Origin of the sequence: Cupriavidus sp. USMAHM13 (genome assembly GCF_001854285.1) — a bacterium.
In the GTDB taxonomy this organism is placed as follows: Bacteria; Pseudomonadota; Gammaproteobacteria; order Burkholderiales; family Burkholderiaceae; genus Cupriavidus; species Cupriavidus malaysiensis.
Map to the genome: position 1 here is coordinate 844,069 of NZ_CP017752.1, position 12,702 is coordinate 856,770.

The window sequence follows — 12,702 nt, forward strand, 5'->3', positions numbered from 1 at the left end:
GGCGACCGCCGATGGCGTCGCGGCCGGCTTCGCCTGGATGCGCTGGCGCGCGGCGGCGCGGTCGTCGCCGAGCCGGGCCAGGCACCACGTTAGCAACGCCGGGCCGCTCCGGCAAACAAGCGTTTCGTCTTTGTATATGCGGTTCTGACTCAGGCCGGCGGCGGCGCGTCCCCCCGGCGCCGGGGGCGCGCTACCCCAGGCTGCGCTGTGCCGCCGCCACCGCCGCCGTGCGGGTTTCCACGCCGAGCTTCTCGTAGATGTGCTCGAGGTGCTTGTTGACGGTGCGCGGGCTCATGCCGAGGATCTCCGCCACGTCACGGTTGGTCTTGCCGCGCGCGACCCAGATCATCACCTCGGCTTCGCGCGCCGTCAGCGCGGGGCCGGCGGTTTCGCCGCGCGACAGTTCGACCACGACCACGGTGGTGCCGGCGCCGGTCAGGCGGCGCAGGCGTAGTCCGCCGAGCCCGTCCACCCGGTCCCCTCCATCGGCTCCGGCCTGTCCGTCCTGCGCGGCGGCGCCGAGGCGCTGGAAGGCCTCGCGCCAGGCGGGCGGCAATGGCGCCCCGGCGGCTGCCGAGGCCAAGCCGTGCGCCCGCAGCAGCGCCGTGGCGCTGGCGTTGGCCCACAGCAGGCGGCCATCGGGCCCGGCCGCGCACATCGGCACCGCGCTGGCCAGCACGGCCTCGCGCGCGCTGCGCGCCAGCCGCGCCTTGCCGGCGTGCGAGCGCACGCGCGCCACCACCTCGGCGATCACCACCGGCTTGGTCACGTAGTCGCAGGCCCCGACCTCGAAGCCGCGCACGATGTGCCGCGTCTCGCCCAGCCCCGTCATGAAGATGACCGGCAGGTCGGCGTGGCGGTCCATCATCGCCGAGCAGGTGGCGAAGCCGTCCATGCCCGGCATGTCGACGTCCAGCAGCACGGCATCGGGCGCGAACGCGGCCAGCGCGTCGAGGGCGGCGTCGCCGCTCGCCGCCGCGTGGACCTGCATGGCTTCCTCGCCCAGGGCACGCGCCAGGAAGCCGCGCGCGTCGGGGCTGTCGTCCACCACGAGGACCCGGGTCGCGCCAGCCAGGGCGGGCGAGGAGTCGAGCAGATCAGGATCGGGTGCCATGCAGGGCCTCGCCTAGGGATGCGTTCAGTGCCGCGCCGTCGCTGCGCGCCAGCGCGAGCATGCGGTGCGCCCAGGCGCCGACCGCGCCGCCGCCGTCGGCCAGTTCGGCCAGCAGGGCTTCGAGGGCGCGCTGCCGGCCGCTGGCGCCCAGTTGCAGCAGTTCGCGCAGCAGGTCGGGCGCGGGCGGCTGTGCTGGCGGCTGCGCTGGCGGCGGTGGTTCCAGCCGTGCTTCCAGCTGCGCCGGCGGCGCGGCCAGCGCGCGCCGCACCATGTCGAGCAGTTCGGCCTCGCGCACCGGCTTGCTGACGAAGCCGAGATGGCCGTGCAGCAGGCGTGCCTCCTCGGTGTTCTGGTGCGCGTTGGCCGAGACGATGACGACCTGCGGCGGTGCCGGCTCGGCGCGGATGCGCCGGCACAGGTCCCAGCCGGAGGCATCGGGCAGGTTCAGGTCGAGCAGCACCAGCTGCGGGCGCCACTGGCGCAGCGCGGGCAGCACCGCCGCGCCTTCGCCGGCCTCGCGCACCGCCAGGCCCAGCGGCGCCAGGAAGCCGCGCAGCACCGCGCGGTGCGCGGCGCGGTCGTCGACCACCAGCACGCGCGCGTGCGGCACCAGCGGGGCGGCGGCCGCGGCGACGGCCGGCCGCGCGGCGGCGGCCACGGCCGGCAGGTAGAGCCGCACGGTGAACTCGCTGCCGGCGCCCGGCGCGCTGCGCAGGCGGATATCGCCGCCCATCAGGTCCGCCAGCAGGCGCACGATGGCCAGCCCCAGGCCGATGCCCTCGCGATCGTCGTGCGGGTTGGCGCGTTCGAAGGGATCGAAGATGCGTGCCTGGTCCTCGGGGGCGATGCCGGGACCGGTGTCGGCCACGCTGAGGGTGGCCAGCTCGCGCTGGTGGCGCACGCTCAGCGTGACGCTGCCGTGCTCGGTGAACTTGATGGCGTTGCTGACGAGATTGATGACGATCTGGCGCAGCCGCTTGGAATCGCCGTGCACGTGCGAGGGCAGCGTGCCTTCCACGCGGTAGCGGAAGGCCAGGCCGCGCGCCGCGGCGAGCGGCCGGAACATGCGCACCAGGTCGTCGAGCAGTTCTTCGAGCGCGACCGCCTCCTGCTCCAGGCGCAGCTTGCCGGCCTCGATGCGCGACAGCTCCAGCAGGCCGTCGACCAGGCTGGACAGGTGCTCGCCGGCGCGGCCGATGGTGCGCACGTCCTCGCGCCACGCCGCCGGCGGCGCGGGCGCGCGCAGCAGCAGCTGCGAGTAGCCCAGGATCGAATTGAGGCCGGCGCGCATCTCGTGGCTCATGCCGGTGATGAAGCGGCTCTTGGCCTGGTTGGCCTGCTCCGCCACCTCCTTGGCGTTCTGCAGCAGCGCATCGGTGTGGCGGTGCGCGTCGATCTCCATCTGCAGCAGCACGTTCTGCCGCTCCGACTCCTCCTGCGCCACGGTGCGGCTCTCGTTGGCCAGCACCAGCCACCACGCCGCCACGGCGGCGAACAGCACCAGGCCGGCGCCGATCTTCAGGAACAGGCTGCCGCGCACGGCGAGCGGGCTGGAGAGCTGTTCCTGCGTGTACAGCAGCCACAGCAGGGTACCGAAGGTGAACACCATGCCGGCCAGCACCAGCGCGAACTGGCCGATGCGCCGCGCCGTCGACGGCGGCGTGCCGGCCGGCAGCACGCGCGCCAGCGCGGTGGCGATCTGCTCCTGCGCGCTCGCGCCCGGCTTGCAGCGGTCGCCGCAGCGCGCGTCGAGGGTGCAGCAGAGCGAGCAGATCGGGCCGCGGTAGGCCGGGCAGGCGGCCACGTCTTCCTGCTCGAAGGGATTGCGGCAGATCGCGCAGCGGATGACGGCATGGCGCTTGCCGAAGTCGACCGGCGCGCGCGCGATGAAGTAGCGCGACTGCGTCGCCAGCGCGATCAGCGGCGGCAGGGCGATGGACAGGGCCAGGGCGATGCCGATCGAGGCCGGGCGCAGGGTCTCGCCGAACACGCCCAGGTGCGCCAGCAGCGACAGCGCGGAGGCCAGCGCCATGCCGCCGAAGCCGGCCGGATTGATGTCGAACAGGTAGGCGCGGCGGAATTCGATGGCGCGCGGCGACAGCCCCAGCGGCTTGCTGATGACGAGATCGGCGAACAGCGCGCCGACCCAGGCCACGGCCAGGTGCGCGTAGAGCGCCAGCACCTGCTCGAGCGCCTCGAACACCCCCATCGCCATCAGCATCAGCGCGATCAGCACGTTGAAGGCGAGCCACACCACGCGCCCCGGGTGGCTGTGGGTCAGGCGCGCGAACACGTTCGACCAGGCCAGCGAGCCGGCGTAGGCATTGGTGATGTTGATCTTGGTCTGCGAGACCAGCACCAGCACCCCGGTCAGCGCCACCGGGACCCAGGCCGGCCAGCTGCCGCCGAGGCCGCGCGCGAAGCCGGCGAGGTACATCTGCGTCGGCTCCAGCGCGTGCGCGATCGGCAGCTCGGCCTGCAGCACGATGAAGGCGAGGAAGGCGCCGCCGGCCATCTTCGCCGCCCCCAGCACGATCCAGCCCGGCCCGGCCGCGATCAGTGCGCCCCACCAGCGCAGGCGGTTGCGCCGCGTCAGCGGCGGCATGAAACGCAGGAAGTCGACCTGTTCGCCGATCTGGGCGATCAGTGCCGCGGCCACCGTGGCGGCGGCGCCGAAGGCGTGCCACGAGAAGCCGTCGCCGTCCGCCAGGCGCCCGTTCAGGGTCAGGAAGTCGGCATAGCGGTGCGGCTCGCGCCACAGGATCAGCGCGTACGGCAGCACCAGCAGCACCAGCCAGAGCGGCTGGGTCCACAGCTGGATGCGCGACAGCAGCGTGACGCCGTGCGTCACCAGCGGGATCACCACCAGCGCGGACAGCAGGTAGCCGAGCGGGCGCGGCAGGCCGAACAGCATCTCGAAGGCCTGCGCCATGATGGCCGCCTCGAGGGCGAAGAAGATGAAGGTGAAGCTGGCGTAGATCAGCGAGGTGATGGTCGAGCCCAGGTAGCCGAAGCCCGCGCCGCGCGCCAGCAGGTCCATGTCCAGGCCGTGCCGCGCCGCGTAGTAGGAGATCGGCAGGCCGGTCAGGAAGATCACCAGCGCCGCCGCGCCGATGGCCCACATCGCATTGGTGAAGCCGTAGCTCAGCGTGATGGCGGCGCCGATCGCCTCCAGCGCGAGGAAGGCCACCGCACCAAAAGCGGTATTGGCGACGCGGAAGGCGCTCCACTTGCGGAACGATCTTGGTGCAAAGCGCAGCGCGTAGTCCTCGAGCGTCTCGTCGGCGACCCAGCGGTTGTAGTCGCGCCGGATCTTGCTGATGCGCTGGACGGGTTGGCTGGCGCTCGACATGGACAGGGGCAGGGACCGGGACAGGGACGAAAGAGGCCGACGGGAAGTCGGAACGATCGGCGATGCCGCTGCGCGACGCAAGAAGCGTGCCGCGGTGCCGCGTACGTTGAATGACGTATGGCCGCGCCGGCGCCGCCGCCGCATAGTCCGCTCAACGCCGCACCGCAGCATCCCCGCGCCGCGGCACCGATCCCGATCCCGAACCCGATCCCTATCCCACCTGCCGCCAAGGAGCATCGACCATGCGTGACAAGAACCGAGACGGGGCCAGCCCCGCGCCGTCCTCGCCCATTCCCGCCGAAGGCCGCGCCGTATCGCTGCCGCGGCGCCGGCTGGTGCAGGGCATCGCCACCCTGCCGGCGCTGTCGCTGGCGGGCCTGGCCGGCCAGGCCGGCGCCGCCAACCCGCCCACCGCGGCGGTCAACACCACCCGGCTGGCCGTCAGCGACGGCGAGGTCATCGTGGGCCAGCTCCACTCGGCCACCGGCACCATGGCGATCTCGGAGACCGGCTCGATCCAGGCCGAGCAGCTCGCCATCGACCAGATCAACGCCGCCGGCGGCGTGCTGGGCCGCAAGATCAAGGTGATCAAGGAGGACGGCGCCTCGGACTGGCCCACCTTCGCCGAGAAGTCGAAGAAGCTGCTGGTCAACGACCGCGTCGCCGCCGTGTTCGGCTGCTGGACCTCGGCCTCGCGCAAGGCGGTGCTGCCGGTCTTCGAGAAGGAGAACGGCCTGCTCTACTACCCCACCTTCTACGAAGGCCTGGAGCAGTCGAAGAACGTGATCTACACCGGGCAGGAAGCCACCCAGCAGATCCTCTGGGGACTGGACTGGGCGGCCAGGCAGAAGGGCGCCAAGAGCTTCTTCCTGATCGGCTCCGACTACATCTGGCCGCGCACCTCGAACAAGATCGCGCGCAAGCACATCGAGAACTTCCTCAAGCTGAAGGTGGTCGGCGAGGAGTACTACCCGCTCGGCCACACCAACTTCAACTCGCTGATCAACAAGATCAAGGTGGCCAAGCCGGACTGCATCTACGCCATCGTGGTGGGCGGCTCCAACGTGGCCTTCTACAAGCAGCTCAAGGCCGCCGGCATCACCGCGGACAAGCAGTTCCTGCTGACCATCTCGGTGACCGAGGACGAGGTGCTCGGCATCGGCGGCGAGAACATCGCCGGCTTCTACGCCGCCATGAAGTACTTCCAGTCGCTCGACAACCCCAACAACAAGCAGTTCGTCGACGCCTTCAAGGCCAAGTACGGCGCCAAGTCGGTGATCGGCGACGTCACCCAGGCCGCCTACCTCGGTCCCTGGCTGTGGAAGGCCGCCGTCGAGCGCGCCGGCAGCTTCGATGTCGACAAGGTGGTGGCGGCCTCGCCGGGCATCGAGCTGAAGAGCGCGCCCGAGGGCTACGTCAAGGTCGATCCGAACCACCACCTGTGGAGCAAGACGCGCGTCGGCCTGGCCCAGCTCGATGGCCAGTTCAAGGTGGTGGCCGAGTCGCCGCAGCTGATCCCGCCCAATCCCTTCCCCAAGGGCTACCAGTAAGCCGAGGAGCCGGTCATGAGTCTCTCCGACATGCTGAACATCGGCCTGATGCAGGGCTTCGCCGGCCTGAGCCTGTTCTCGGTGCTGTTGCTGATGGCCCTCGGGCTGGCCATCATCTTCGGCCAGATGGGAGTCATCAACATGGCCCATGGCGAGTTCATGACCATCGGCGCCTACACCATCTTCCTGGCCTCGGCCACGGTCGAGCGCCTGGCGCCCGCCTGGATGCCGTACTACTTCCCGCTGGCCATCGGCGCGGCCTTCGTGATCGCCTTCGCCGCCGGCTGGCTGGCCGAGTGGGCCCTGATCCGGCACCTGTACCGGCGCCCGCTCGACACGCTGCTGGCCACCTGGGGCCTGTCGCTCGGCATGCAGCAGGTGTTCCGCTCGACCTTCGGGCCCAAGGAGGTCAGCCCCACGCTGCCCGACTGGCTGATGGGCTCGTGGACACCGGCGCCCGGCCTCGACATCCCCATCAACGGCCTCTTCGTGATGGCGCTGACGCTGTGCGTGGCGGGGCTGGTGTGGCTGGCGCTGTACCGCTCGCGCTGGGGCCTGCGCGTGCGCGCCACCACCGCCAACCGCGCCATGGCCAATGCCGCCGGCATCCATACGCGGCGCACCGACCGGCTCACCTTCGCCATCGGCTGCGGCATCGCCGGCGTGGCCGGCGCGGCCTTCACCACGATCGGCTCGACCGGGCCGACCAGCGGCTCGCTCTACATCGTCGACTCCTTCCTGGTGGTGACCTTCGGCGGCGCGGCCAGCCTGGCGGGGACGGTGGCCTCGGCCTTCGGCATCGCGCAGACGCAGTCGATCACCGAGTTCTTCCTGACCGGCTCGATGGCGCGCGTGCTGACGCTGCTGCTGATCGTGACCATCCTGATGATCCGTCCGCAGGGCCTGTTCGCCCCCGCGGTGCGGCGCTAACCGGAGTTGCAGATGCCTGCCGCGAAATCCCTCCCCCGCGCCGCGCTGGCCGCGCTGCGCGGCGAATGGCTCGGCTACGCCGTGCTGGCCCTGGTGCTGCTGGTGGTGCTGCCGCTGGCGTGCGACGTGTTCCGCCTGAACCTGATCGGCAAGTACCTCAGCTATGCCTTCGTCGCCGTCGGCCTGGTCATGCTGTGGGGCTACGGCGGCGTGCTCAGCCTCGGCCAGGGCGTGTTCTTCGGCCTCGGCGGCTACGCCATGGCGATGTTCCTCAAGCTCGAGGCCTCGGATGCGAAGAGCACCGCGATCCAGTCGACGCCGGGTATCCCGGACTTCATGGACTGGAACCAGCTCACCGCGCTGCCCTGGTGGTGGGAGCCGTTCCGCCACCTGCCGCTGGCGCTGCTCGGCGTGGTCGCCGTCCCGGTGCTGCTGGCCTTCGTGGTCGGCTTCGCCATGTTCCGGCGCCGTGTCGGCGGCGTCTACTTCGCCATCATCACGCAGGCGGTGGCGCTGATCCTGTCGGTGCTGATCATCGGCCAGCAGGGCTACACCGGCGGCGTCAACGGCATCACCGACCTGAAGACCCTGCTCGGCTGGGACATCCGCACCGACGGCGCGCGGCTGGTGCTGTACTTCGTCAACGTGGCCCTGCTGCTGGGCGCCATGGCGCTGTGCCGCTGGATCCAGCACACCAAGCTGGGCGTGCTGCTGCTGGCCATGCGCGACAAGGAGGACCGCGTGCGCTTCTCCGGCTACGACGTCGCCATGTTCAAGGTCTTCGTGTTCTGCCTGGCGGCCGCGCTGGCGGCGGTGGGAGGGGCCCTGTTCACGCTGCAGGTCGGCTTCATGTCGCCGTCCTTCGTCGGCATCGTGCCGTCGATCGAGATGGTGATCTTCGCCGCCGTGGGCGGGCGCATGAGCCTGGTCGGCGCCGTGTGGGGCACGCTGCTGGTCAACGCCGGCAAGACCTACTTCTCGGAGAGCTTTCCCGACCTGTGGCTGTTCCTGATGGCGGCGCTCTTCATCGGCGTGGTGGTGGCCTTTCCCGACGGGCTGGCCGGCCTCTACGGCAAGTACCTGGGCCGCCGCGCCGGCGAGACACCGCAGGAGCCCGCCGACGGCATCCCTGCCAAGACTGCCTGAGCCTGAACCCGAGCGGGAGCGACCATGAGCAATACCGACTTCATGCTGGCCGTCGAGGACCTGACGGTTTCCTTCGACGGCTTCAAGGCGATCGACGGGCTTACGCTCTACGTCGACCGCGACGAGCTGCGCGTGATCATCGGCCCGAACGGCGCCGGCAAGACCACGCTGCTCGATCTCATCTGCGGCAAGACGCGCGCCAGCGGCGGCAGCATCAAGTTCGCCAACCGCGAGATGAGCGGCCTGCCGGAGTACGAGATCGTGCGCGCCGGCATCGGCCGCAAGTTCCAGACCCCGTCGATCTACGAGAACCTGAGCGTGTTCCAGAACCTGGCGGTGTCCTTCCCGCGCGGGCGCGGCGTGCTGGGCGCGCTGGCCTTCCGCACCACCGACGAGGTGCGCCGGCGCGTGGCCGGGGTGGCTGCCGAGATCGGCCTCGGCGACGCGCTGGAGCGCGAGGCCGCGCAGTTGTCGCACGGCCAGAAGCAATGGCTGGAGATCGGCATGCTGCTGATGCAGGAACCGCAGCTGCTGATGCTGGACGAGCCGATCGCCGGCATGAGCGTGCGCGAGCGCGAGCAGACCGCCGCGCTGCTGCGCCGCATCAGCAAGGGACGCGCCGTGATCGTGATCGAGCACGACATGGACTTCGTGCAGCAGATCGCCCACAAGGTCACCGTGATGCACCAGGGAAAGATCCTGGCCGAAGGCTCGATGGCGCAGGTGCAGAGCGACCCGCGCGTGATCGACGTCTACCTGGGCCATTGAGATGGCCGCCCCAATCCAACGCGACAGGAGGAAGCCCGCATGCTGAGCGTCGATAACGTGGTCGTCAACTATGGCCAGAGCGAGGCGCTGCACGGCGTCTCGTTCGCGGCCGCGCAGGGCGAGACGGTGGCCATCATGGGCCGCAACGGCATGGGCAAGACCACGCTGTTCAAGGCCATGATCGGCATGCTGCCGGTGCGTTCCGGCCAGGTGCGCGTCGACGGCCGCGACGTCGCGCGCGAGGAGAGCTACCGCCGCGTGCGCGCCGGCCTCGGCTACGTGCCGCAGGGCCGCATGATCTTCTCCCACCTGAGCGTCGAGGAGAACATCCTCACCGGCATGCAGCAGGGCAGCGCGCGCCGCATTCCGGAGGACATCTTCGCCATGTTCCCGGTGCTGTTCGAGATGCGCAAGCGCAAGGGCGGCAACCTGTCGGGCGGCCAGCAGCAGCAACTGGCGATCGCGCGCGCCCTGGTCGCCGAGCCCAAGGTGCTGCTGCTCGATGAGCCGACCGAGGGCATCCAGCCGTCGATCATCAAGGACATCGCGCGCGCGCTCGACGAGATCCGCCGCACGCGCGGCATCACCATCGTCTTCTCCGAGCAGGTCCTGAGCTTCGCGCTCGACGTGGCCGACCGGCTGCTGGTCATCGAGGGCGGCCGCTTCGTCCACGAGACCGCCCGCGACAGCACCGACGTCGGCCATATCCGCGCGCTGCTCTCGGTCTGAGCGGCCTTCCCACTCCCACTTCCCACTTCCCACCACCGGCATCCCAAGCAGGAGGCATCGCCATGACAGACACCCTGATCCAGGTCGACCTGGCCCAGTCGCCCTACGAAAACCCCGACGTGCACAACCGCTGGCACCCGGACATCCCGATGGCCTGCTGGGTCAAGCCGGGCGACGATTTCATCCTGGAGACCTACGACTGGACCGGCGGCTTCATCCAGAACAACGATTCGGCCGACGACGTGCGCGACATCGACCTGTCGATCGTGCATTTCCTCTCTGGCCCGGTCGGCGTCGAAGGCGCCGAGCCCGGCGACCTGCTGGTGGTCGACCTGCTCGACATCGGCGCCAAGGCCGACAGCCAGTGGGGCTTCAACGGCTTCTTCTCCAGGCAGAACGGCGGCGGCTTCCTCACCGACCATTTCCCGCAGGCGCAGAAGTCGATCTGGGACTTCCACGGCATGTTCACCTCGTCGCGCCATATTCCCGGCGTGAACTTCGCCGGCCTGATCCATCCCGGGCTGATCGGCTGCCTGCCGGACAAGGCCATGCTGGAGACGTGGAACCGGCGCGAAGCGGAGCTGATTTCCAGCGATCCCGCCCGCGTGCCCGGGCTGGCCAACCCGCCCTTCGCCGCCACCGCCCACATGGGCCGGCTGCAGGGCGACGCGCGCGAGCAGGCGGCCGCCGCCGGCGCGCGCACGGTGCCGCCGCGCGAGCACGGCGGCAACTGCGATATCAAGGATCTGTCGCGCGGCGCCAAGGTCTACTTCCCGGTCTACGTCGATGGCGCGGGCCTGTCGGTGGGCGACCTGCACTTCAGCCAGGGCGATGGCGAGATCACCTTCTGCGGCGCCATCGAGATGGCGGGCTGGGTCCACATGCGCGTGTCGCTGATCAAGGGCGGCATGGCCAAGTACGGCATCCGCAATCCGATCTTCAAGCCCAGCCCGATCACGCCGGCCTACAACGACTACCTGATCTTCGAAGGCATCTCGGTGGACGAGGCGGGCAAGCAGCACTACCTCGACGTGAACGTGGCCTACCGCCAGGCCTGCCTGAACGCCATCGAGTACCTGACCAAGTTCGGCTACTCGCGCGCCCAGGCCTACTCGATCCTCGGCACCGCGCCCGTGCAGGGCCATATCAGCGGCGTGGTCGACGTGCCGAACGCCTGCGCCACGCTGTGGCTGCCGACGCAGATCTTCGACTTCGACATCCGCCCGAGCGCCAGCGGCCCGGCGCGCATGATCCAGGGCGGCGTGGACCTGCCGCTGTCGCCGGACCTGCCCTGACGCGGATCGTCGCGCCCCACCGTTGCCACCGTTGCCGCCCTTGCGGAGAACCGATGCCCACCTACGACTACCGATGCGATGACTGCGGCGACTTCGCCGTGATGCGGCCGATGGCGCGGCGCGACGAGGCGGCGCGCTGCCCCGGCTGCGGGGCGTCCGCGCCCCGTGCCTGGGTGGCCGCGCCCGCGCTGGCCAGCATGAACGCCGCGACGCGCCAGGCGCACGCGCTCAACGAGCGCAGCGCCAGCGCGCCCAAGGAAAGCGCGCGGCACGGACCGGGCTGCGGCTGCTGCGGGCCGGTGAAGCTGGCGGGGCGCGCGGAGGGCGCCAGGCAGGCGGGCTCGCGGCCCTGGATGATCAGCCACTGAGCGCGACCGCCGGCACCGCACGGTGCCGCCCGGTGCCGCGGGAAGGAGCGTTACACGACGCCCTTGGCGCGCAGCGCCGCGAACTGCTCCGGGCCGATCTGCAGGCAGTCCCGCAGCACTTCCTCGGTATGCTGGCCCAGTGCCGGCGGCGCATGGCGCAGCGTCGGCGGCGTGTCGGACAGGCGCAGCGGGCTGGCGGTGCTGACCACCCGGGCGATGCCGTCGGACGCCGGCGGGCGCGCGCCCGGGTAGCGCTCCTGCTCGATGCGCAGGCCGCGGTGGCGCACCTGCGGATCGTCGTAGGCCTGGGCGATGTCGTTGATCGGGCCGCACGGCACCGTCTTGGCTTCCAGCAGCGTGATCCACTGCGCCGTGGGGCGGCCGCGCGTGACCTCCATCATCATCGGGATCAGCGTCTTGCGGTGGGTCACGCGGCCGGCATTGGTGGCGAAGCGCTCGTCCTGCGCCCAGTCCACTTCGGCGGCCTCGCAGAAGCGCGCGAACTGGCCGTCGTTGCCGATCGCCAGCAGCATATTGCCGTCGGCGGTGGGGAAGTCCTGGTAGGGCACCACGCTGGGATGGATATTGCCCTGGCGCTGCGGCACGTTGCCGGCATTGAGGAAGCCGGCGCCCTGGTTGGCCAGCACGGCCATGGCGACGTCCAGCAGCGCGATGTCGATGTGCTGGCCGCGGCCGGTGCGGTGGCGGGCCTCCAGCGCGCCCAGGATGGCGGTGGTGGCATACATGCCGGTGAACAGGTCGATCACCGCCACGCCGACCTTCATCGGGCCGCCGCCGGGCTCGCCGTCGGCATGGCCGGTGATGCTCATCAGGCCGCTCATGGCCTGGATCAGCAGGTCGTAGCCGGGCCGCGCGGCATAGGGGCCGGTGTGGCCGAAGCCGGTCACGGAACAGTAGATCAGGCGCGGGTTCAGCTCGCGCAGGCTGTCGTAGTCCAGCCCGTAGCGCTTGAGGCCGCCGGTCTTGAAGTTCTCCACCACCACGTCGCTCTGGCGCGCCAGCTCGCGGATCAGCGCCTGGCCCTCGCTGGTCGCCATGTCCACGGTGAGCGAGCGCTTGTTGCGGTTGCAGGCGGCGAAGTAGCAGGCCTGGCGGGTCGGCGCGCCGGACTCGTCGGCGAAGAACGGGGGGCCCCAGTGGCGGGTGTCGTCGCCTTCGCCGGGCTTTTCGATCTTGATCACGTCCGCGCCCAGGTCAGCAAGGTTCTGCGTGCACCACGGGCCGGCCAGCACGCGTGAGAGGTCGAGTACGCGCAGGTGGCTCAAGGCACCGGTACGGGCGGAGGGGGCGGCGGAAGCGTCGGTCATGGCGGTCGGGTCGAACGGGACGGGCAGCCTGCACGCACGGCAGGCACGGGCATCCATGCTAGAGGGCGCCCGTGCGCCTGAGTTCGGGATTTTGGAAGGCGGTCTTTGGGCGACGCTTCCCG

Annotated in this window: 10 protein-coding genes; 7 read left to right on the forward strand and 3 right to left on the reverse strand. The window is 70.5% G+C overall.

The window, feature by feature from the left end; genetic code table 11:
- Positions 1–190 precede the first annotated feature (190 nt).
- Together BKK81_RS22115 and BKK81_RS22120 are read right to left on the reverse strand one after the other, a co-directional pair.
- Positions 191–1,114 (reverse strand): response regulator transcription factor, encoded by a 924-nt coding sequence (locus BKK81_RS22115; RefSeq protein ID WP_071017750.1) that lies wholly within the window; start codon positions 1,112–1,114, stop codon positions 191–193.
- On the reverse strand, positions 1,098–4,466 hold the full coding sequence (locus BKK81_RS22120) for a hybrid sensor histidine kinase/response regulator (RefSeq protein ID WP_071017752.1): 3,369 nt from the start codon (positions 4,464–4,466) through the stop codon (positions 1,098–1,100). Before BKK81_RS22120 ends, BKK81_RS22115 begins: the two co-directional genes overlap by 17 nt.
- A 242-nt stretch (positions 4,467–4,708) precedes the next feature.
- Here BKK81_RS22120 and urtA point away from each other — a divergent pair, with 242 nt between their 5' ends.
- The 7 genes from urtA (at position 4,709) to BKK81_RS22155 (ending at position 11,252) form a co-directional block, all read left to right on the forward strand.
- Entirely contained in the window at positions 4,709–6,016 is a 1,308-nt protein-coding gene (urtA, locus tag BKK81_RS22125) for an urea ABC transporter substrate-binding protein (RefSeq protein WP_231908196.1), read from the forward strand.
- 15 nt (positions 6,017–6,031) lie between these two features.
- Complete coding sequence (urtB, locus tag BKK81_RS22130) at positions 6,032–6,946, forward strand: urea ABC transporter permease subunit UrtB (protein ID WP_071017754.1); 915 nt, start codon at positions 6,032–6,034, stop codon at positions 6,944–6,946.
- 12 nt (positions 6,947–6,958) lie between these two features.
- Positions 6,959–8,092 (forward strand): urea ABC transporter permease subunit UrtC, encoded by a 1,134-nt coding sequence (gene urtC / locus BKK81_RS22135; protein WP_071017756.1) that lies wholly within the window; start codon positions 6,959–6,961, stop codon positions 8,090–8,092.
- Between the two features lie 24 nt (positions 8,093–8,116).
- A complete protein-coding gene (gene urtD / locus BKK81_RS22140; RefSeq protein ID WP_071017758.1) occupies positions 8,117–8,860 on the forward strand; it encodes an urea ABC transporter ATP-binding protein UrtD in 744 nt (247 codons plus the stop codon).
- A gap of 39 nt (positions 8,861–8,899) precedes the next feature.
- Positions 8,900–9,589: an urea ABC transporter ATP-binding subunit UrtE gene (urtE, locus tag BKK81_RS22145; protein ID WP_071017760.1), complete on the forward strand. Its 690-nt coding sequence runs from the start codon at positions 8,900–8,902 to the stop codon at positions 9,587–9,589.
- Positions 9,590–9,651: 62 nt separating this feature from the next.
- Positions 9,652–10,884: a formamidase gene (gene fmdA, locus BKK81_RS22150; protein WP_071017762.1), complete on the forward strand. Its 1,233-nt coding sequence runs from the start codon at positions 9,652–9,654 to the stop codon at positions 10,882–10,884.
- A 53-nt stretch (positions 10,885–10,937) separates the two neighbouring features.
- A complete protein-coding gene (locus tag BKK81_RS22155) occupies positions 10,938–11,252 on the forward strand; it encodes a zinc ribbon domain-containing protein (protein WP_071017763.1) in 315 nt (104 codons plus the stop codon).
- Positions 11,253–11,302: 50 nt separating this feature from the next.
- Here the strand turns inward: BKK81_RS22155 and BKK81_RS22160 are convergent, their stop codons facing one another.
- Positions 11,303–12,580 carry a CaiB/BaiF CoA transferase family protein gene (locus tag BKK81_RS22160; protein WP_071022018.1) on the reverse strand — a complete coding sequence of 426 codons (1,278 nt, stop codon included), beginning with the start codon at positions 12,578–12,580 and terminating at the stop codon, positions 11,303–11,305.
- Between the last annotated feature and the right edge of the window lie 122 nt (positions 12,581–12,702).

Bases quoted from the DNA above. Each gene is read 5' to 3' on its own strand.
- BKK81_RS22115 (WP_071017750.1), bottom strand. From the start codon at position 1,114: ATGGCACCCGATCCTGATCTGCTCGACTCCTCGCCCGCCCTGGCTGGC.
- BKK81_RS22120 (WP_071017752.1), bottom strand. From the start codon at position 4,466: ATGTCGAGCGCCAGCCAACCCGTCCAGCGCATCAGCAAGATCCGGCGC.
- urtA (WP_231908196.1), top strand. From the start codon at position 4,709: ATGCGTGACAAGAACCGAGACGGGGCCAGCCCCGCGCCGTCCTCGCCC.
- urtB (WP_071017754.1), top strand. From the start codon at position 6,032: ATGAGTCTCTCCGACATGCTGAACATCGGCCTGATGCAGGGCTTCGCC.
- urtC (WP_071017756.1), top strand. From the start codon at position 6,959: ATGCCTGCCGCGAAATCCCTCCCCCGCGCCGCGCTGGCCGCGCTGCGC.
- urtD (WP_071017758.1), top strand. From the start codon at position 8,117: ATGAGCAATACCGACTTCATGCTGGCCGTCGAGGACCTGACGGTTTCC.
- urtE (WP_071017760.1), top strand. From the start codon at position 8,900: ATGCTGAGCGTCGATAACGTGGTCGTCAACTATGGCCAGAGCGAGGCG.
- fmdA (WP_071017762.1), top strand. From the start codon at position 9,652: ATGACAGACACCCTGATCCAGGTCGACCTGGCCCAGTCGCCCTACGAA.
- BKK81_RS22155 (WP_071017763.1), top strand. From the start codon at position 10,938: ATGCCCACCTACGACTACCGATGCGATGACTGCGGCGACTTCGCCGTG.
- BKK81_RS22160 (WP_071022018.1), bottom strand. From the start codon at position 12,580: ATGACCGACGCTTCCGCCGCCCCCTCCGCCCGTACCGGTGCCTTGAGC.